This is a genomic window from Ruegeria sp. YTSA075 (assembly GCF_059610245.1).
The window spans coordinates 64,407-84,609 of record NZ_JBXWNG010000009.1; the positions used below are offsets into that span (position 1 = coordinate 64,407).

Annotated in this window: 19 protein-coding genes; 9 read left to right on the forward strand and 10 right to left on the reverse strand. The window is 57.8% G+C overall.

The annotated features are described in order from the left end of the window. Positions 1 to 3: 3 nt before the first annotated feature. Positions 4 to 390: a flagellar basal body rod protein FlgC gene (gene flgC, locus AC2FGE_RS15600; RefSeq protein ID WP_170537180.1), complete on the reverse strand. Its 387-nt coding sequence runs from the start codon at positions 388 to 390 to the stop codon at positions 4 to 6. Positions 391 to 402: 12 nt separating this feature from the next. Further along, positions 403 to 792, reverse strand: coding sequence for a FlgB family protein (locus AC2FGE_RS15605; protein WP_480551469.1), 390 nt, complete (start codon positions 790 to 792; stop codon positions 403 to 405). 87 nt (positions 793 to 879) lie between these two features. Here AC2FGE_RS15605 and AC2FGE_RS15610 point away from each other — a divergent pair, with 87 nt between their 5' ends. From AC2FGE_RS15610 to AC2FGE_RS15635, 6 genes are all read left to right on the forward strand, one after another. Next, positions 880 to 2,217: a FliI/YscN family ATPase gene (locus tag AC2FGE_RS15610; protein WP_496820152.1), complete on the forward strand. Its 1,338-nt coding sequence runs from the start codon at positions 880 to 882 to the stop codon at positions 2,215 to 2,217. 88 nt (positions 2,218 to 2,305) lie between these two features. Next, complete coding sequence (locus tag AC2FGE_RS15615) at positions 2,306 to 3,139, forward strand: flagellar motor protein MotB (RefSeq protein WP_496820153.1); 834 nt, start codon at positions 2,306 to 2,308, stop codon at positions 3,137 to 3,139. Positions 3,140 to 3,230: 91 nt separating this feature from the next. Further along, complete coding sequence (locus tag AC2FGE_RS15620; RefSeq protein ID WP_496820154.1) at positions 3,231 to 4,526, forward strand: flagellar hook protein FlgE; 1,296 nt, start codon at positions 3,231 to 3,233, stop codon at positions 4,524 to 4,526. 34 nt (positions 4,527 to 4,560) lie between these two features. Then, positions 4,561 to 6,012 carry a flagellar hook-associated protein FlgK gene (flgK, locus tag AC2FGE_RS15625; protein WP_496820155.1) on the forward strand — a complete coding sequence of 484 codons (1,452 nt, stop codon included), beginning with the start codon at positions 4,561 to 4,563 and terminating at the stop codon, positions 6,010 to 6,012. Positions 6,013 to 6,014: 2 nt separating this feature from the next. Next, positions 6,015 to 7,022 (forward strand): flagellin, encoded by a 1,008-nt coding sequence (locus AC2FGE_RS15630; RefSeq protein WP_496820156.1) that lies wholly within the window; start codon positions 6,015 to 6,017, stop codon positions 7,020 to 7,022. Continuing rightward, complete coding sequence (locus tag AC2FGE_RS15635; protein ID WP_496820157.1) at positions 7,019 to 8,116, forward strand: flagellar basal body P-ring protein FlgI; 1,098 nt, start codon at positions 7,019 to 7,021, stop codon at positions 8,114 to 8,116. The genes AC2FGE_RS15630 and AC2FGE_RS15635 overlap by 4 nt, the downstream gene beginning before the upstream one ends. A 14-nt stretch (positions 8,117 to 8,130) precedes the next feature. On the opposite strand, the gene AC2FGE_RS15640 is transcribed toward AC2FGE_RS15635, so the two are convergent. Genes AC2FGE_RS15640 through AC2FGE_RS15675 form a run of 8 tightly spaced genes read right to left on the reverse strand, consistent with a single transcriptional unit; the run spans position 8,131 to position 15,449 of the window. Beyond that, entirely contained in the window at positions 8,131 to 8,775 is a 645-nt protein-coding gene (locus AC2FGE_RS15640) for a DUF1523 family protein (RefSeq protein WP_496820158.1), read from the reverse strand. A 10-nt stretch (positions 8,776 to 8,785) separates the two neighbouring features. Then, complete coding sequence (locus AC2FGE_RS15645; protein ID WP_496820160.1) at positions 8,786 to 9,052, reverse strand: hypothetical protein; 267 nt, start codon at positions 9,050 to 9,052, stop codon at positions 8,786 to 8,788. A 1-nt stretch (position 9,053) separates the two neighbouring features. After that, entirely contained in the window at positions 9,054 to 10,391 is a 1,338-nt protein-coding gene (locus AC2FGE_RS15650; protein WP_496820161.1) for a DUF6638 family protein, read from the reverse strand. After that, positions 10,388 to 10,927, reverse strand: a complete 540-nt coding sequence (locus AC2FGE_RS15655) for a hypothetical protein (protein WP_496820162.1) — start codon at positions 10,925 to 10,927, stop codon at positions 10,388 to 10,390. The genes AC2FGE_RS15650 and AC2FGE_RS15655 overlap by 4 nt, the downstream gene beginning before the upstream one ends. Continuing rightward, positions 10,924 to 12,855 carry an AAA family ATPase gene (locus tag AC2FGE_RS15660; RefSeq protein ID WP_496820163.1) on the reverse strand — a complete coding sequence of 644 codons (1,932 nt, stop codon included), beginning with the start codon at positions 12,853 to 12,855 and terminating at the stop codon, positions 10,924 to 10,926. The genes AC2FGE_RS15655 and AC2FGE_RS15660 overlap by 4 nt, the downstream gene beginning before the upstream one ends. A gap of 58 nt (positions 12,856 to 12,913) precedes the next feature. Further along, positions 12,914 to 14,032: a hypothetical protein gene (locus tag AC2FGE_RS15665; RefSeq protein WP_496820164.1), complete on the reverse strand. Its 1,119-nt coding sequence runs from the start codon at positions 14,030 to 14,032 to the stop codon at positions 12,914 to 12,916. Continuing rightward, positions 14,029 to 14,370, reverse strand: a complete 342-nt coding sequence (locus tag AC2FGE_RS15670) for a hypothetical protein (RefSeq protein WP_496820165.1) — start codon at positions 14,368 to 14,370, stop codon at positions 14,029 to 14,031. The genes AC2FGE_RS15665 and AC2FGE_RS15670 overlap by 4 nt, the downstream gene beginning before the upstream one ends. Next, positions 14,370 to 15,449 carry a hypothetical protein gene (locus AC2FGE_RS15675; protein ID WP_496820166.1) on the reverse strand — a complete coding sequence of 360 codons (1,080 nt, stop codon included), beginning with the start codon at positions 15,447 to 15,449 and terminating at the stop codon, positions 14,370 to 14,372. Before AC2FGE_RS15675 ends, AC2FGE_RS15670 begins: the two co-directional genes overlap by 1 nt. A gap of 247 nt (positions 15,450 to 15,696) precedes the next feature. Between AC2FGE_RS15675 and AC2FGE_RS15680 the strand changes: the two genes are divergently transcribed. The 3 genes from AC2FGE_RS15680 (at position 15,697) to AC2FGE_RS15690 (ending at position 20,175) form a co-directional block, all read left to right on the forward strand. Then, positions 15,697 to 17,172, forward strand: a complete 1,476-nt coding sequence (locus AC2FGE_RS15680; protein WP_496820167.1) for an NAD-dependent succinate-semialdehyde dehydrogenase — start codon at positions 15,697 to 15,699, stop codon at positions 17,170 to 17,172. Positions 17,173 to 17,305: 133 nt separating this feature from the next. After that, positions 17,306 to 19,489 carry an esterase-like activity of phytase family protein gene (locus AC2FGE_RS15685; protein WP_496820168.1) on the forward strand — a complete coding sequence of 728 codons (2,184 nt, stop codon included), beginning with the start codon at positions 17,306 to 17,308 and terminating at the stop codon, positions 19,487 to 19,489. 215 nt (positions 19,490 to 19,704) lie between these two features. Continuing rightward, positions 19,705 to 20,175, forward strand: a complete 471-nt coding sequence (locus tag AC2FGE_RS15690; protein ID WP_496820169.1) for a tetratricopeptide repeat protein — start codon at positions 19,705 to 19,707, stop codon at positions 20,173 to 20,175. Positions 20,176 to 20,203 lie beyond the last annotated feature (28 nt).

Consider the following 20,203-nt stretch of genomic DNA (forward strand, 5'->3'; position numbering starts at 1 on the left):
CCTTTATTTCCGGAGTAATTCCATTAGCGACGACGACATTTTGCGCGTCTGGTCGAACATCTTGAGATTGGCCTCGTAACTGCGCTGCGCTTCGCGCGCGTCGGCGATCTCGATCATCAGATCAACATTTGAGCCCAGGTAGTGCCCGCTTTCATCCGCCATCGGATGGCTTGGGTCGTGCACGCGTTGCAGATCGCGACGATCCAATTGCACGCGCCCGGCCTGCACCATGGCTTTGCCGTCCTGCTGCACCGTTTCAAACGGAACCGTCTTGCGCCGGTATCCGGGCGTATCCGCGTTCGAGATATTCTCGGACACGTGACGCAGCCGGGCCGCCTGCGCTCGCAAAGCGCTGGCCGAGGCCGTGAGGGAGTGGGAAAAATCGCTCATCTCACCCTCCGCTTACCCGCGACCCAGACTGGTGCGCAGAACGTTCATCGAGGATTTATAGATGGCCAGCGCCCTGTCATGCTGCCGTTTGACGTCGACGGCTTTCAGCATCTCTTCTTCCAGTGACACACCGTTGCCATTTGGATCACCGCTGGGGTCGGCTGCAAACTCAGCCCAGCTGTGCCCGGTCATGCCGACACCATTCAGATGCCCATGCCGGGTGGCCATCATCTGCGTTTGTGGACCGGTGTTTTCGAAGGCTGATTTAAAGGCCTCAATATCGCGGGGCTGGTACCCCGGTGTATCTGCATTGGCCATGTTGCGCGCGATGACGGCCTGCCGTTGTCCAGCATGGGTTGCCATTGCGTGCGCTGTCTTAAAGACGTTCAGGTCATAGAACATCGGGGCTTCTCCCTCGATCAATTTCAATCAAGGCTTAACCCCGATTCCTTTAGAAACAGTTTTCAGAACTCAGTTGGAGAACCCACGATGTCAGACCTCGACCCTATGCTTCTGAAATGCGAATTTGATCGGATGAATACGGCACGTCATGTCGGGCTGGTGTCTGGCGTTGCACAAGGCACCATAGAAATCAGTGGGTTGAACCAAAAAGCGTGCGTCGGGGATTTGCTGACTCTGCACCGCCGCTCCGGGCCCGATCTGACCGGCGAGGTGTTGCATGTGGATACAGACCATATTCACATGATGCCCGGAGGCACAGCCGATGGCGTGAGCCTGGGGGATCGGGTGATTCTAGACCCTTCGCCGGGTTTTGCACCTGGGATGCATTGGCTGGGTCGGGTGATAGACCCGTTCGGCAAACCGCTGGATGGCAAACCGCTTTTGGGTGGTACGCAGGAACGCGACATCATGCATCCTCCGCCACCCGCTGTTGATCGCAAGCCATTGGGGGCCCGGATGGCGACCGGTCTTGCCGCGCTCAACACCATGCTTCCCATCGTCCGCGGGCAGCGCATTGGTCTGTTCGCGGGCTCTGGCGTTGGGAAATCGACCCTGCTGGCCACGCTGGCGCAATCAATGCAGGCCGATGCGGTCGTGGTAGCCCTGGTGGGTGAGCGCGGGCGCGAGGTGAATGAGTTTGTCACCCATGCCCTTGGCCCTAAGGCAATGAAACGGTCGGTTGTGATCGCAGCCACGTCAGATCAATCCGCCTTGGCGCGACGGAGGTGCGCCTGGTCGGCCATGTCGGTGGCCGAATATCTGCGTGATCAGGGGTTGAGCGTTCTGTTTCTAGCCGATTCGGTCACCCGCTTTGCCGAGGCCCATCGCGAGATTGCCGTTGCGATGGGGGAAGCCCCTTCGCTGCGTGGTTTCCCTCCTTCGGTCACGCCCCTCATCTCAAGGCTCTGCGAACGCGCCGGGCCCGGCACGCCGGAACAAGGCGACATCACCGCCGTGTTCAGCGTTCTGGTCGCCGGATCAGATATGGACGAACCGGTCGCCGACATTCTGCGCGGGGTACTGGACGGACATATCGTGCTCAGCCGTGACATCGCCGAACGCGGCCGTTTTCCGGCGATTGATCTGAGTCGCTCGGTGTCTCGATCCCTTCCAGCGGCAGCGTCTGAGACTGAAAATCAGATGATCACCGAAACCCGCAGGCTGGTCGGCAGCTACGAACAATCCGAAGTGATGATCAAAGCGGGGCTTTATACCGAAGGCGCCGACCCGGTACTGGATCAGGCCGTCAAGGTACATCAGGAGTTGGATGGTTTCCTGGGGAGAGCCGATCCTGAGGGGATTGAAAACAGCTTTAATCGTCTGTCTTTGATTCTGCGCCGCGCCTCAGCCAGCCTGCCGATGTAAGGTGAAATCCGAACAGTTTTAAGTGTTAAACCGCCCTTAAGACCTGCACTGCTAAGCCTTTATCCGGGTGATAAAAAAGGTGGTGGAGATGGGTGCGCAGACCAATGCGGCGCCAATCATCATCAAGAAGAAGCGTGTGTCGGGTGGCGATGGCCATCACGGTGGCGCGTGGAAGGTCGCATATGCGGACTTCGTCACGGCCATGATGGCCTTCTTCATGTTGATGTGGCTGCTGAACGCAACGACCGAAACGCAACGCAAGGGGCTGGCGGATTACTTCTCGCCTGCAATCCCGATCAGCCCCGATTCAGGCGGGGGTGACGGGGCGTTTGGCGGCAACAGTGTATTTTCAGAAGAAACCCTGGTCATGGATGGCAAAGGGGCCACCGCCCGGTTCCCAACCGATGCCCGCAAGGCGCGCGGGACCACCGGTTTGGACGCCGATGGCAAAGGCGCCAAGCAGGATTTCTCGACGCTGGAGGCGCAGCTCTTAGGTCGCACCGGCGAAAGCGTAGTGTCGGACAAGCTGCTGAAACATATCGTCACGCGGGTGACGGATGAGGGCCTGATCGTCGAGCTGTTCGATACCGAAGATCAGCCCTTGTTCGAATCGGGTACAGACAAACCCACACCGGTGATGCGGGCGCTGGCCTTGCTGATTGCACGCGCATCAGATCTGGTCACCAACCCCATTGCGGTAGAAGGTCATGTCAGCGCCTCTCCGGTGGTTCTGGCCCATGATCCAGCCTGGGATGTGTCGACATCGCGTGCGCAGTCCATGCGCCAAATGCTGCAGGATAAGGGCGTTTCGCCACCCCGGCTGGATCGGGTGACGGGTCATGCCGACCGCAAATTGCACAGCGATGACCCGATGGCGCCCCGCAACAACCGGATCGAGGTGATCTTTTTGCGCGACCCATAAAGGATAGAACGCATTTTACCTGTTAGCGCGCTGTTAAGGGGCGGTGCGTTAGCTGTTGCATCACTGATTGACGCAACAGAAGGGCGTGCCGATGACAATTTCCTCTTCGCTAAATGCCGGTGTCGCCGCGCTGAAGGCAAATGCCAACAGGCTGGCTACGATTTCGGACAATATCGCGAACTCATCGACTTTTGGATATAAACGGGTCGAGACGGATTTTCATTCCATGGTCACGTCCGGCCAGGGCGGCAGCTATTCCGCCGGCGGGGTCAGAACCACAAGCCAGCGCATGATCGACCAGCGTGGGTCGCTGGTAACAACGAACAACTCAACCGATCTGGCCGTGCGCGGGCGTGGGATGCTACCCGTACGCCATAGCTCGCAAATCGCGGGTGGTTCGAATGAGATGCTGCTGACCACAACCGGTTCGTTCCGTACCAATGACCAGGGCTATCTGGTAACCGAATCCGGTTTGGTTCTGCTGGGCTGGCGCGCAAATTCCGACGGTACAATTCCCCCGGTTCCGCGCGATACCCCCGCAGCTTTGGAGCCTGTACAGCTGAGCGTCAATCAACTGTCGGGCGCACCAACGACACAGATGAACCTGCGGATGAACCTGCCCGCCACAGCAACCGACGCCGGTTCACCCGGCGACACTCAACCCTTATCAGTCGAATACTTTGACAATCTGGGCAAATCCGAGAACATCGATATCGAACTGGTTCCAACCGTCCCGGCAACTGGGTCCAGTAACGAATGGACGATGATCTTGCGCGATTCGGCATCGGGCGGCGCTGTGATCGGGGAATATACCCTCACTTTCACCGACAGCCGCACCGCCGGGGGGACATTGGCAAGTGTGACGGCCGTATCGGGCGGCGCTTACGATCCAGCCACAGGCAGTGTTGTCGTCAATGTGGCGGGCGGCCCGATGGAGGTGAACATCGGTCTGATCGGCGACGCGGATGGCATCACGCAACTGTCCGACACTTTCGCCCCGGTTTCCATCACTCGCGATGGCGCAGCGGTCGGCACCATGACAAGCGTTCAGGTGGATGAAAACGGGTATGTCTACGCGCTCTATGATACCGGCGTCAGCCGCCGTATGTTCCAGATCCCGCTGGCGGATGTCCCCAATCCAAACGGACTTACCGCATTGGACAGTCAGACCTACGCACCCTCACGCGATAGCGGAACCTTCTTCCTGTGGAATGCCGGTGAGGGGCCCACGGGTGAGTTGATCTCATTCGCCCGCGAAGAATCGACGACCGATGTCGCGACCGAACTGACATCATTGATCCAAACCCAGCGCGCTTATTCCTCGAACGCGACGGTGATCCAAACCGTGGATGAGATGTTGCAGGAAACAACAAACCTCAAACGGTAGTAGCGGATTTCAGCCATAGAAAGGGAACGGCGCAATGAACATGTCGACAGCTTTACATAACGCTCTGGGCGGTCTGACTGCGGCCAGCCGTGGCGCCGCCGTCGTATCCGGCAACGTCGCCAATGCGCTCACGCCCGGCTACGCGCGCCGGTCACTGGAACTGACCACCAGCCCGATCTCGGGCAATGGGGTGCGCGCTGTCGGCGTGATCCGTCATCAAGACCCGGTCTTGGTTGCCAATCGGCGCGCCACCGACGCGGATCTGGCACAGCAGTCTTCATTGGCGGCGTTTCAGTCGCAATTCGCAAACCTTGTCGGTCCTGCGGATGATGCAACGTCATTGGCCGCCCGACTTGCGGCCTTTGACGGCAGCCTGATTACCGCATCCAGCCTGCCGGATTCTGCGCAACGGCTTGACCAGGCTGCCCGCGCGGGCCGCGATCTGGCCAATGAGCTGAATGCCGCCTCGGAAGACGTGCGTCAGGCGCGCTCGGATGCAGATCGGCGGATCGGGGCACAGGTGGAAAGCCTGAACCAGACGCTGAAGGATATAGAAAACCTCAACGCAAAGATCCCAGCCGTTCGCAATTCGGGCGGTGATATCGGCGCTTTGCAGGATCAACGCCAGATTCTGATTGATCAGGTGAACACGCTGATCCCGGTCAATGTGATCCCACGCGACAACGATCAGGTCTCGCTCTATTCCGATGGCGGCCTGATCCTGCTTGAAGGCAAAGCGTCACAGTTTGACTTCAACACCACCGGCGAAACAAAACCCCATATGACACTTGGCAATGGGCTGTTGTCGGACCTGGAAATGAACGGAAACCCCATTCGCACCGGCGGCGATACGGCACAAATACGAGGCGGGGCATTGGCCGCCGAATTTACCATCCGGGATGAGCTGGCGGTTGAAGCCCAGCTTCAATTGGACACGGTCGCGCGCGATCTGATTGAACGTTTTGAAACACCCAGCCTTGACCCGACTGCGACCGCAACCGATCCGGGGCTGTTCACCGATGATGGCAGCCGGTTTGATCCTGCGATGGTCACCGGGCTGGCCGCACGCCTGTCGCTGAATACGATCGTTGATCCGGATGCTGGAGGCGACAGTTGGCGACTGCGGGCAGGTCTCGGCGCAGCCACCCCCGGCAACCCAGGCGATTCGACGCAGTTGCAAGCTTTTGGCGCTATACTGAGCGACGCAAGACCTGTCCCAGGCTCCTTGTTTGGCACCGGCAACCTGCGCGCCGCCGAAGTGACCGAAGCGTTGCTGTCCGAAGCAGGCGCGCAGGCGCATCGCGCCGAGCAGCGCGTGACCTTCGCAACTGGCGCCCAGCAGCAGATGGCCCAGATCGAAGCCGAACAGGGCGTGGATACCGATCAGGAACTGCAGCGCCTGATGCAAATCGAACAGGCATATTCCGCCAATGCACGGGTGATGACGGTCGTTGATGAACTTATGGAAACATTACTGAGGTTGTAAGCATGACACTGACCGCAATAGGTGATCTGGCGCGCGGCATGACGTTACGTACACGCGCCTCTGAGATCAAAACCCAGATCGAAACACTGTCTTATGAGATGTCCAGCGGTAAGGTTCAGGATGTCTCAGGGCATCTTGGTGGTGATCTTTCGCATCTTCTGGATCTTGATCGCAATCTTGCCCGCCTGGATGCCTACAAGATCGCAACATCCGAGGCCGGGTTGTTTACAGACGTGATGCAGCAGAGCCTGACCACCTTTGACACCTCACTGGGGGAAATGTCGGCAAGTTTGCTGGCCTTCGGCACTGCAAACCAGACTGTCACACACGAGCAGGCATCGGTTCAGGCCCGAAACGAACTGGATACGATGATCTCGGCCCTGAACACACGCGTCGGCGGGCGCAGCCTGTATTCTGGCGTGGCAACCGATGTTTCTCCGCTGGCCTCAACTGAAACCCTGCTGAGCGCGCTTGAAACCGAGCTTGCTGGTCTGACGACGATGACCGATATCCGCACAGCAGCTGAGAACTGGTTCAATGATCCGGCCGGTTTTGACGCCGTGATCTATCAAGGCTCTGATACGCCTTTGGCTCCGATGCAAATTTCGGAAAATGAACGGATTACCATACCAATCACGGCAACCGATCCTACGTTCAAGGCGGCTTTGCGCGACACGGCACTGGCCGCGCTGGCATCGGAAGACGCGTTGGCGTGGTCTCCGACCCTGCGAACAAGCCTGTTCACACAGCTGGGTGTCGATCTGGCCAACGCAAAAGATGAAACAGTCAAGCTGCGGGCCGAGGTCGGCGCGGCTGAGGCCCGGGTCGAACAAGCCGCAACACGAAACGCCGCATCGCGCGTGGGTTTTGAATACAGCCGGAATTCCCTGATCGCGGCCGACCCATACCAAACAGCAGCGCAGCTGCAAACTGTCCAGTTTCAGCTGGAAAGCCTTTATTCGGTTACGGTGCGCAATGCCAACCTGTCACTGGTGAACTTCCTGAGATGAGAATTCTTGCTTTCCTTTTGATCCTCCTTCTTCCCGGCCTTGCCTCTGCTGGGGCAATCAGGCTGAAGGACCTTGTGGATTTCGACGGTGTACGCGGCAACGACCTGGTCGGATATGGCTTGGTCGTTGGTCTGAATGGTACTGGCGACGGCCTGCGTAATTCGCCGTTTACCGAAGAGATTATGTCCAACATCCTTGAACGTTTGGGCGTCAACGTTACCGGCGAAGACTTCAGGCCCAAAAACGTCGCAGCCGTTCTGGTCACGGCCAGCCTGCCCCCATTCGCGCGCGTTGGTGGGCAGATCGACGTAACCGTTTCGGCGATCGGCGATTCCGGCAGCCTGCTTGGCGGAACCCTGATTATGACCCCTCTGAATGCGGCGGATGGTCAGATCTACGCTGTGGCACAAGGTACGGTTCTGGCAGGTGGGGCAGTTGCCGAAGGCGATGCCGCCTCAGTCGTACAAGGCGTTCCAACCTCTGGTGTCATCCCGTCGGGTGCGCGGGTCGAGCGAGAAATTGACTTCGACCTCTCGGCCCTGACGCAAATGCGCCTGGCCTTACGCGAGCCGGACTTCACCACCGCCGGGCGGATCGAAACTGCGATCAACGCCGAATTCAACCGCGCGGTGGCTATAATGCGGGATTCCGGCACGGTCGAACTGAACATCGCGGCCACGCAATCGGTATCAACCGCCCACGCGCTCGGGCGAATTGAAAACATACTTGTTGAACCGGAAACCAAAGCACGCGTGGTGGTTGATCAGAGATCGGGCACCATTGTCATGGGTCAAGAGGTTCGTATCTCCAGGGTTGCGGTTTCACAAGGTAATCTGACCCTGACCGTGGAAGAGGCGCCAATCGCCGTTCAACCCAACCCGTTTGCACGAGGGGAGACCGTCGTGGTGCCCCGCACCGTCGCCGGGATCGAGGAAGAAGAGGGCACAGGCCTGGCTGAAATCCCCGAGGCCACGACCTTGTCTGAAGTTGTCGCCGGGCTGAATGCGCTCGGCGTGTCGCCCCGCGACATGATCGATATCCTGAAGACGATCAAAGCCGCCGGAGCGCTTCACGCAGAGTTCATTGTGCGGTGATACGGGGCTACACCTTACTTGGATTTCCAGCTATCCAACCAACGGCGGAACCCGTTTTTCCGTTCCTCAATCGCATCACCCGCCGCATATAGACTATCCTCAACACTCTCAAACATCGGGTCAATGCGGCGCTGGCGGAACCTGCGCCAGCGCACCCAAATTGCCCAGACAATGGCAAAGAAAACGGTCAGGAAGATGATGTTGAACCATGGGATCAGGCGTACATCTGGGCCATCAACATGTTTGATGGAAATGGCATTGGGGAAGATCGACATGAACTCGTTGCGCCAACCATAGTGTGTGACAGCAACCCATTCCGGATCATCCTTATCGGAAATCGCAACGTTGGCTTCAGTATAAAGGTTTGCCGTATCGACCTTGAAGTAGGGTGGCCAACCCCACCCGGTGTCCTCATTACGGTAAACAATGGGCTTGCCATTGGCCCGTACGGCCTGAATGAACTGCACATCACGGTTGGTCAGGCTTGTAGATTGATCATCCGGCTCTGACCAGAAGATACGGGTCCAGTCGTTCAGATCCTGCCGCTCCTCATAGGTATTGACGATCCAAACGATATCGCGCTGTGGCAGGGAGTACTGCAGGACCACCGCAATCGTGCCCCAGAAGATGATGATCAATGCCCATTTCAAATAGGCCATGCCCTAACCCTCACATATAATTCACAATATAGATCAGCGCGCCAATCGCCACCCACGGCACTATATAGACACCCAAGATCAGTTTGCGTCGGAACGAATTGTCATACACGTGCAGACCGCGTTCGACGAAGGCCTGCTTATTGCCTTGCTTGCCCTTCTCATCCCACCAGGTCTCCAGCTTGCGGCGGCGCGCGCTGCGTGAGTAGAGAGACAGCACAAAATAGGCAACCGTCTGGATCACCAGCAGGATCAGAAACAGGCGCATCGCTCCGAACATCTTAGCCTTTCCTTATCGAGCCCCAAGGCCCAACCCGCGCAATCACATCCTCGCTGACCCGATCCTCGCCCGACATATCTGGTTCATGCCCGAACAAAGCTGCGCGAGCGCCAGCTTTGTCCACCTGATACTCGCGCTCAAGGAAATCAGCAACATAGGCTTTCTTGGGTTCCGACCAGCCCGTGTAGGTTTTGTAGAACAGTTCTTTGTGACAGATGAACAACTGGCGCGGGTCCAGGGGGGCCAATTCAGCCAGCAGCATGTTGACCAGATCACGCTGTGGCGTATCCGCCGCGCGCAATGTGTAGAAATAGGCCGGATGGTCCGAGGTGATCCGCGGCCAAGGCCCTCCGTCAGTGGCCCAGCGCAACAGCTGGGCCAAACCGTGATAGGCATCGGGCAAACGGTCCGCATGGGTGCGCGCCAGACGCCGCATATCGCTGCGATCCAACCCCGTTAGATCAACATCCGCATCTGCGGCGGCGGCAACGGTCAGGAAATCCATCTTTTGTTGAAGGATCGCCGCCGCGTCCACGCCGCGCGCCTTGACGATGGGTTCGACAAGATCGTTGTAATTGAGGAATTTGGCTATTTGGTTTCGCTGCGACGGGTCAAAGACATATTTGATCGGCATATCGTCGGGCTTTTCGCCCATGCAAATCGCCGCCGGGTGATCCAGATCCGGGAACAGGTACAAGCCACCGAAATGCGCCGTCCAAAAGTTGCGCTGCTCGAATGCGGTGTGACGCAGGCGAACAGGGTTGCGAGTAACGTCGCCGGTTTCCTTGGCTGTCTCGATCATTTTCGCGATCAACACATCGTCGAACCAGGCGTCCTCTTTTGTCTTGAACCGCTCGACCATCCCTGCCAGTTGCTCGGCCTTGCGCAGGGTGCCGCCTGCGGTATCGGCTTCGATCTCGATCTTGCGCAGGTTCAGCAGGTCCGCAGGGGTCGTGAGTTTGAAAGCCGAGTTCACCAGTTCTCCGGCCACGGCATCGGTGGCGGTCAGGGCAAACAGCTGCGCCTCGTTCATTTCGATGAACTCGCGCAGGATATCGCGCGAGGTCGAGAATTTGACGTTCAGCAGAGGCGCGCGTTTCTGCTCGGTCGTCAGCAGAATGAACTGCCGGTTGATCCCATTGGGGTTGAGGTAGAGCTCATCCTCCAGCTCAATCCCCACCTCCGGCGAATAACCCGAGATATCGACATGGAAATCCGTCAGCGCCGTGGTCTTGCCTGCCAGATGCTGCAGCGCGCGGTTATAGCGCTCGACCAGAGCCGGGCTGGAGATGTGGACGAGGTTGCCGAACATCAGGCCTTTTTCGATGAGGCGGATCAAAGGCTTTCCTCTAGGTTTTTGTAGTCGCTCAGCTCTTTTTTCAAACGGACCCACTCAGATTTGAGATATAGGTTCACCAAATTCATTAAATCGAAAGCGATACTCTCTTTCTCGCTCTCTTTCTCATTGATGAGTTTTAGCAGTTGTTCGAAGATTTCCTTAGGTGCATCTTCATTTGGGTTCATTCTCAATAGAACGCTCTGAATTCGCTCGTTTACTTCTGCAAACTTAGCGCCGTCCCTTTCGTCATATTCAGGCACAAACGCTAATATGACCGCAAAGTCGTCTCGCAGTTGGTCGATCCAATTTTGGCGAAAATCTGCAAGTTTCATGCGCCTAGAGAGTTCGAGTTGTAACCTCCGCTCCTGAGCAGCTCGATGCTCTGCTTCTTTAGCCGCGGCCGTTGAACGCCTATCAGCGGAATGATTAATTATTGCCGTCACGGCAAGCGTGACGACAGGTACAACCACAAGGGTTACCAGCTCCTTATGGCTAGAAATCCATTGATTCCAAGCAGTAAGAAACTCCAAACTCACGCCTTCCCCTCCAGATACCGCCGCTTGGCCTCTTCCATTCGACCCATCTCGCGGACGGCGTTCTCGATGGCAACTTCGTCGCTCTTGTCGGCATAGCGGAATTCGCTGTCGGCGTAGCGGTTGATCTCCTGCATCACCATGTCGACTGTGATCGGCTGGCGCAGCTCCTCGATCATGGCCTTCTTGGTGTCGTAGTCGCGGAACAGGAACAGGTCGGGGTTTTCCATCCATTCGTCGGGCAATTCGAAATCCATCGCGCGGACCTTGACCGCGTCGGTGATGTTCTTGATCGCGCGACCGGTAAAGCGCTCATCCGCCTGCTGGATCGCCTTGAGGTAGGTGCCCAGCTTGGCGATGGTGTCCATCTGGCCGATATTGCCTGAAACACGGTCATAGACCTGCAACAATGCTTCCTCATGCGGGCGGGAATGGCTTTCAAAACTGGCGGCGACGGCCTTTTTGATCTCCTGCGCGGCATAAGCCTCGTGCTCACCCAACGGGATGTCGTGGTTGCGGCCCATCAGCAGGTGCAGGATGTCGACGTAATCCTCACGCGTTTGCGGCCCGTCCACCAGGAACCGCGCACCGGCCCGTTGGCGCAAGGCGTCGTCCACATTCTCGGGGTAGTTCGAGAACATGCCAAAGGTGCAGTTGCCGCGCACAACGGTGTTGGCGCCCGCAAAGCTCTCCATCAGCACGGCGGTGATTTCCAACTGCCCGGCCGAGGACTGCCGGTCGCCGCGTTTACCTGCCAGTTGGTCAATGTCGTCGATGGTGCCAAAGCCGATGACCGAGGGGTCGATGATCGTGTTGATAAACGCCTTGGCATTCTGGCCGGATTTGCCCTGATAGCTGTCGATATTGTCGGTGCTCAGGTTCTGATAGCGGAACGGATAGCCCGCATTCTGACAATAGTCGTTGATCAGCCCGGCCATCATCTGGATCAGGGTGGTCTTGCCGGTGCCCGGCTTGCCATCCCCCATGAAGGTAAAGATGAACCCGCCAAGTTCCGCGAACGGGTTCAGGCGGCGGTCGAAATCATAGGCCATCACCATCTTGGCCAGCTTCATCGCCTGATACTTGGCGATATGGTTACCCACCACCTCGTTCGGTTTCTTGAACGTCATGGTCAAGGTGGTGGATTTGGCTTTGGAGGCGGGTTCAAACCCCCGGATGGTCAGATCATCGGCCTCAATATGCCAGGCCGCGTTTTGGAACGGGGCCAGATCGCCTGCGGATTGGGCGCGCAGGGCTGACTTCTCCATCAGTTGCTCGGCATAGGCGCTGGTGGCCGCGATCAGATGGGCGTCATCGGGCGCGTGTTTGGCCAGCATCTGGTCCAGCTCCCACAAGGCTCCGTGTAACGCAAGCTGGCCATTGTCGGTCAGGACCTCTTCAATCTCGCCGATATCGACGGTGGTCTCTCCCAGATGCGAGGAGATCAGATAGGCCAACGCATTGCCGAACGTGTGCAACGTGATCAGAGCCTCCGCCGTCAGCAGATTCGAAAACTCGGTCTTGCGCGCAACAGGCAAATCCCCGGCCAGATTGGCGCGTTTCAGGTCGGCCAGCGGGGTCTGTTCCGCATAAGCCTCAGCAACGGCCAGTGAGATCGCAATCGCGCGCCTGATCGCTTGCTGCGTGGTCGCTTGTGGTGGAGAAACCAACACATCCCCGTCGTCCGAGGCCTCGATCCGCTCCACCAGATGCACCCCATCCGCCCGCGCAGTTCGGCGTGTCACTAACCCCGGAGTCGTCGACCGAAAGCGACGCCCGGTTGATATACCCGGCGAGCGTTCAACAGTTGCTTCCTGGGCTTTGGCAATCCGCGGCGCGTGTTCGAACCCGTTCAGCAAGGCGGTTGCTGCGGGATAATGCTTGCGAATTTCGTCTTCGCGCAATTCCATCTGATCTGACGTCAAACTCATCTCAATAACCGCCCTTGCTTCATCTTTTCAAAAAATACTCCCGCCGGAGGCGAAAAATTCAATATCTCAACACCTGCCCGGTCTTGCTGACGACGAACTTGCGCACATCGGCAAAACCCGGCGGGTTGCGCTCGGCCAGCACCTGAAACGGACGCTGGGGCAGGATGATCGAGCGCTGAGTGCGCGTGGCCCCGGTCTCGGCCCCCTGCCCGCCGAACGGGTCCAGCGCAAAAATCTCGCGCTCAACGGTCGAGAACCACCCGGAGCGCTCTTCGATCACCTCTTCGCTTTCCAGTTCTTCGGTGGTCCAGGCCAGTGCCCAATCCTGACCTTGCGGAGATTGCGCGTCCTCCAGCACCTGCCGCAGGGGGCCGGATTGCTCGGTATAGGCCGAGGAATACATCGGACCCACATGGATGCGGCGCAGGTGTTTGGGATGCAGGTCGTCGAAATCCTGATCGAAGCCTTTGGCAATCGTCACCAGTTTCAACCCACCCAGCGCTTGCGCCATCAGATGCGCCTGAACCTCGGGCCAGCGGCGCTGATCCTTGGGCAGGGCAGTTTTGCCGCTGTCCTCAAGCTGCATCAGATAGATGACGGGCAGGTTGATCTGGCTGTCATAGACCGCCCAGTGGATCAGGAATTTGCGTCGGTCCCCCTCATTTCCGATCCAGTGGCACTCGGGATCATTACGGGCCCAGAACAGCTGACCCTTCAACAGTTCCTCATAATAGAACCTTTGGGACAGCGCAAATTGCAGCTTGGTGGGAATTTCCTGATCGCCAATGATCGTTCGCACCATGTCGGTTTTCAGGTCGTCTTCCAAGGGCATGTTTGCCAGATGCACCTGCGCCTGCTGCGCGTCATTGGCCATGGTCAGCAACTCGGCCGCCACCGGAAACCCGCTGTCACGTTTGTCCATGGCGAGGCTGCCAAAGAACCGCCCCGTATCGCGCCCGACCAGCAGATACTTCATGGAGAGCGCGCGGAAGGTGTAGAGCAGCCCCGAGAGGTAGCGCGACACGATCCGCACCTCTTGTTTCGAAATCGCGCCTTCCGCCTCCATCGTCGCGGCCACGCGCAGGAGGTGGACGGTGATCACCTCGAATTTGCGGAAATAGCGGCGCGAGGCGAAGGTGTCGGTCAGACCGATATGGTCTTGGTTAGGATTAGTCATTTCATTCCACCCAAATCCAGATCGCGTTGCAGCCAACTATCCAGTTGAGCAGATTTCAGGCCTAACCATGGCCACCAGTACCCAAAGAAGGCGAGCACGAAGGGGACAAAACAAACTAGGAATGTTGTCGACGCCGCGAAAATCATTCCCAGCATGCTCAGCAACGTAAGCCAATGCACCTCTAGTTCACTGCCAATCACAGCCAAAAAGGCAAAGGGAAAGCACGACAGGACTGCTCCAAAGCAAATCTTGAACCATCTGGGCTTAAAGCTTGGGTCAAGTTCCTTGAGGCTCTTTATTCGAGTCGCCCGATACGGGTTCTTGAAACCAAACAGCATTAAGACCCATACAAATTCTTATCATGCTTATCGACAATCGAGGCGAACCGGCGGGCAAAGCGTTCATCCGCCTTGGCCTTTTTCTCCAGCACGTCGCGGGCAAAGACCATGTGGTCCTCATGCGCCTCAAGCATGTCGGCCATCTTCTGGTTGGTCGCGGTGCCGATGGCGGCCATGGCGGTTTGCGCCTCCTGGTCCGTTTGCACGCCGATCTCGTTGATGCGGTGGGCCACGTCCTGCTGCTGCGCGGTTTTCAGCGATTTGGTCAGGGCGTCATACAGCACCACGCGCTGTTGCGTGTCTGTTTGCAGTTTGTTGATCAGCACCATCTGCGTCGCCGCCTGGTTCTGCAGTGAATCGACCCAGGTCTTGCCCTTTTCGATGTACCGCTCCAGCGTCTGCGACTTGGCCAGCTTGACCTGCTCTTCCTGAACCTTGGCGTTGTATTGCTTGTTCAGCTCGGCCAGTTCGGTTTCCAGCTGGGTCCGCGCGGCGGCGTCCTGTTCGACGCTGATCTTGTTTTCCAGCGTGATGATCGTCGGATCCATGCCCTGAATTTCGGCGCGCAACGCCTCCAACTCGGCCACGGTCGCCTCGCGATCGTCCAGTGTACCAGTCAGGTTGTCCTCGACCTTCACACGCTGCTCTTCCAGCACAGAAAGCTGGCCTTCCAGCAGCTTCACGATCACATCGGATTTGGCGATCAGGTCCTGCAACTTGTCATCGATATTGGCCGTGCGCATCCGCTCTTGCCGCATCGACTCAGATTTGCCCTTAGAGAAGACACCGACAAACGATTCCCATCCGGTTTTCGAACGCATATCGTCGAAATCCTTGGAAAACGCACTGGTGACATCGTCCAAACCCATGATCAGCTCGGCGATATTGGCGTTCATCACCTCAGTGTGAGCATGCACATCCTCAAGCGTGGCGTTTTCGATGTCGATATCCGCCTCGGCCGTGCCGATCTTGGCGCGGGCCGCTTCGATCCGTGAAGTCAAATTCTGGATCTGCGACTGGCTTTCGCGCACTTTGCTTTGCGTTTCTTCAATCAGCGCTTCAAATTGCTGGTTCGACATCTCTGCTGTCCCTTTTTTATCTAATTACCCAATAAGATAGGGAATGTTACGGTCATTTACATCCCTTTGGGTCCAAATTTCCACCCGACTTTGGCAAACTCGCAACGAAAAAGATAGGTCCGAAGCTGCCGGGCAACGACTGTAATTTGATCAAATCTGGATTGATCCGATGGCCATAGTGGACATAGACAATGCTCACCCCACCTGATTGAGTGCGCGCAACACTAGACCTGCCGGAGGCTGACCCATGCTGGACGCAACAACCGATCTAAAATCCATCCTGAAAAACCCTGACCTGTTGGTGACCAAAGCCTATATTGGCGGGCAGTGGGTGGATGGGGACGATGGCACCTTCGCTGTCACCAACCCCGCACGCGGCGATGTGGTGGCCGAGGTTGCGGATGTCAGCCGCGCTCAGGTTGCTGGGGCGATTGCGCAGGCTGAGGTCGCGCAAAAGGAGTGGGCCAAGCTGACTGGCAAGGAACGCGCCGTGATCCTGCGGCGCTGGTTCGATCTGATGACGGAAAACGCCGAGGATCTGGGCAAGATTCTGACAGCCGAGCAAGGGAAACCACTGGCTGAAGCTGTGGGTGAGATCGCCTATGGCGCATCCTTCATCGAGTTCTTCGGCGAAGAAGCCAAGCGGGTCCATGGTGAGACCATACCGGGCCATCAGCGCGACAAACGGATCATGGTGCTGAAGCAACCCATTGGCGTGGCCGCGTCGATCACGCCTTGGAACTTCCCGAATGCGATGATCACGCGCAAGGCAGGCCCGGCTTTGGCTGCAGGTTGCGCTTTTGTCGCGCGCCCGGCGGCGGAAACGCCCCTTTCGGCGCTGGTTCTGGCATTGCTGGCCGAACAGGCCGGCATCCCGGCTGGCGTGTTCAATGTCGTTCCTTCCTCCAGCGCCAGCGAGATCGGCAAGGAGTTTTGCGAAAACCCCGGCGTGCGCAAGCTGACCTTTACCGGCTCGACCGAAGTGGGGCGCATCTTGCTGCGGCAGGCGGCGGATCAGGTGATGAAGTGCTCGATGGAACTGGGCGGCAACGCGCCGTTCATTGTGTTTGACGATGCGGATCTGGATGCCGCTGTCGAAGGCGCGATGATGTGCAAATTCCGCAACAACGGCCAGACCTGCGTGTGTGCCAACCGCATCTATGTGCAGGCCGGTGTCTATGATGAGTTTGCCGCCAAGCTGAAAGCGGCCACCGAAGCGCTGAAAGTTGGCGACGGTCTGACCGAAGGCACCACAACGGGCCCGCTGATCAACGCCGATGCGGTGGCAAAGGTCGAAGAGCATATCAAGGACGTCACCGACAAGGGCGGCGCCGTTCTGACCGGCGGCCTGCCCCATGACTTGGGTGGCACCTTCTTCCAGCCGACCATCGTGACTGGTGTAACTCAGGACATGATGGTGGCACAGGACGAAACCTTTGGCCCGCTGGCCCCGCTGTTCAAGTTCGAGGATGAAGATGACGTAATTGCGATGGCCAATGACACGATCTTTGGTCTGGCCTCCTATTTCTATGCCAAAGACCTGAGCCGCGTCTACAAAGTGGCTGAGGCGCTTGAGTACGGCATCGTGGGCGTGAACACCGGCATCATCTCGACCGAGCTGGGCCCGTTCGGCGGCGTCAAGCAATCCGGTCTGGGCCGCGAAGGCAGCCATCACGGCATGGAAGACTACCTTGAGATGAAATACATCTGCCTGTCGGTCTGATTTGACCTGGCCATCGTTCTCGTGCGGTGGCCAGTCTTAACGCGCTTGTCACTAAACTGAATCTAAATCGTCACAAAAACGCAATCAACGGCGGCCATCCCTCTGATGTCCAATCAAGAGGGGATATCTACCGATGTCATTGCGCTTTGTCTGCCTGACATCTGCATTGGCCCTGACCGCCGGTCAGGCCATGGCAGAAATGAATTTCAACCGAATTGCATCTTTCCCGGTCGTCAAGAACATGGCCGAAGGCGCGGATACCACCCGCGAAACCTCGCCCGAGATCATTGCGGCTACCGCCGATGGTATGACGCTGGTTTACACCGACAGCCCGCTGGGTGCGATCGGCATGGTCGACATCACCGACCCCGCAAAACCCGCGCCGCTGGGTGCGATGGAGGTAGGTGGCGAACCAACCTCGGTTGGGATCGTTGATGCGACAGCTTTCGTGGGCGTGAACACATCGGAAAGCTACACCGCCCCTTCGGGCAAGCTGATCTCGGTTGATATCGCTGGCAAGACGGAAACCGGCGCTTGTGATCTGGGCGGTCAGCCCGACAGCGTCGCCATCGCCCCCGATGGCAGCTTTGTCTCCGTAGCGATCGAAAACGAGCGTGACGAAGACCTGAACGACGGCGTGATCCCACAGTTGCCTGCGGGTAACTTGGTGATGGTGCCGGTCAAGGACAGCGCGCTGGATTGCGCTGGCATGAAAGTGACCGACCTGACCGGTCTGGCCGATGTAGCCCCAACCGATCCCGAGCCGGAGTTTGTGGATATCAACGGTTTGGGCGAAACCGTCATCACGCTGCAGGAAAACAATCACATCGCGGTTGTCGACAAAGATGGCACCGTGATCAGCCACTTCTCGGCAGGCAGTGTGGATCTGCAAGACATCGACGCCACGGATGAGCGCGGCGCGCTGATCTTCACCGAAAGCCAGGCAGGTCGCCTGCGCGAGCCGGACGCGGTGAAATGGATCGATGACAATCACTTCGCCACTGCCAATGAAGGTGATTACGAAGGTGGCTCGCGTGGCTGGACCATCTTCCACAAGGACGGCACCGTTGTTTACGAAAACGGCACCGATTTCGAAAAGGCGATCATCCAGATCGGCCACTATCCCGACAAACGCTCGGACAGCAAAGGCGTGGAGCCTGAAAGCGTGACCGCGGCGACCTTTGGCGGCACGCCAATGATCTTTGTCGGGGCCGAGCGCGCCTCGGTCGTGGGTGTCTATGATGCCACCGATCCGGCCAACCCGGTGCTCAAACAGCTGCTGCCCTCGGGTGTCGGCCCGGAAGGTTATGTGGCTATCCCGGATCGCAACCTGCTGGTTTCCGCCAATGAAAAAGACCTGATCGAAGATGGCGGCCCGCGCGCGCATGTGTCGATCTTTGAGTATCAGGAGGCGCCTGCCAACTATCCGCATTTGACGTCCGAAGGCGCGGATGAGCTGATCGGATGGGGCGCCCTGTCCGGTCTGGTGGCGGATGAAGACGGCATGATCTATGCGGTCAATGACAGCTTCTATGGCTTCCAGCCCTCGATCTTCAAGATCGACCCCAGCCAAACCCCGGCGCGCATCGTGGATGTGATCCGCGTGCATCGTCAGGACGGCAACCCGGCGCAGAAGATCGATATGGAAGGCATCACACTGGACGGTAAAGGCGGTTTCTATGTCGCCTCCGAAGGTCGCACCGACCGCGTTATCCCGCACGCGATCTATCACGTCTCGGCGGATGGCCTGATCAAGGACCGCAAGGGTGAAATCGGTCTGCCACCGGAACTGATGGCCGTCGAAAAGCGCTTTGGCTTTGAGGGCATCACCAAGGTGGGCGACACCCTGTGGATGGCCGTTCAGCGCGAATGGAAGGACGACCCGGAAAACCACGTGAAGCTGGTTGCCTATAATCTGGACACCAAGGCATGGGGTGCTGTGCACTATCCCAAAGCGGACCCGGACACAGGTTGGGTCGGTCTATCGGAAATCGTGGCATTCGGAGACCATGTCTATGTCATCGAACGCGACAACCAGCATGACCACCGCGCCGTGACCAAAAAGGTCTATCGCATCCCGCTGTCTGACATGACCCCAGCCCCGCTGGGCGGCGAACTGCCTGTTGTCAGCAAGGAAGAGGTCCGCGACCTGTTGCCCGACCTGACATCAACCGGGGGCTATGTTCTGGACAAAATCGAAGGTCTGGCCATCCTGCCCTCGGGCGAAGCGTTTGTCATGACCGACAATGACGGCGTTGATGACGCCTCGGGCGAGACCATGTTCTGGTCCATCGGGTCGGTGACGGCTGGGAATTAAGCTTCGGAAGAAACGTAGATAAGCCCCGCGCCCACAAGGCGCGGGGTTTTTCTTTACGAACCGATCCGTGACAACGTTACCCGGCCGCTCATTCAGGCCCTGCAAGAACCCAACGTCCCATTCCAACACATCGCCAGAACACTGATGTCTCCTACTTTCGTAACAGTGACCGGAGATGAAAAGAATGGTATTTTATCTGCGCGGAGGACATTGCAATGCGACACTCTTGGAAAACCATCATCGTCATTCTTTTGGCAAGCACCGCTTATGCTGAACCGCGCGAAGTCGTTGAAGATGAGCTTGGGGTTTTAAACCCTCAAGACACCGGGCGCGAGATGCTGATCCGAAAGATCGAAATGGGTGTAATCGACTCGATCACCTGTTCACTGGGCATCAACGCGACAAAGAACGACAATTATGAATTGGCCAGAAAACTGACGGAGCAATGCGCCGAAGCTGGATATACCAAAGCAATGACCTGGATGAGTCAGCTTGAAAACAACGGCCTGGGCGGTGAATACAACCCAGATGCCTCGGCCGAATGGGATCGCAAGGCTGCCGAGGCCGGCGACCCGGTCGGACGCTTCAATCATGGGCTGAATCTGATGCGAGGCCATGGTACCAATCACGACCGGCGTTGGGCCGCAAATACGTCGATCAAGCTGCACAGGATGGGCTGGAAATAGCCAAGCGTCTGCAACAATCGGGCTATGA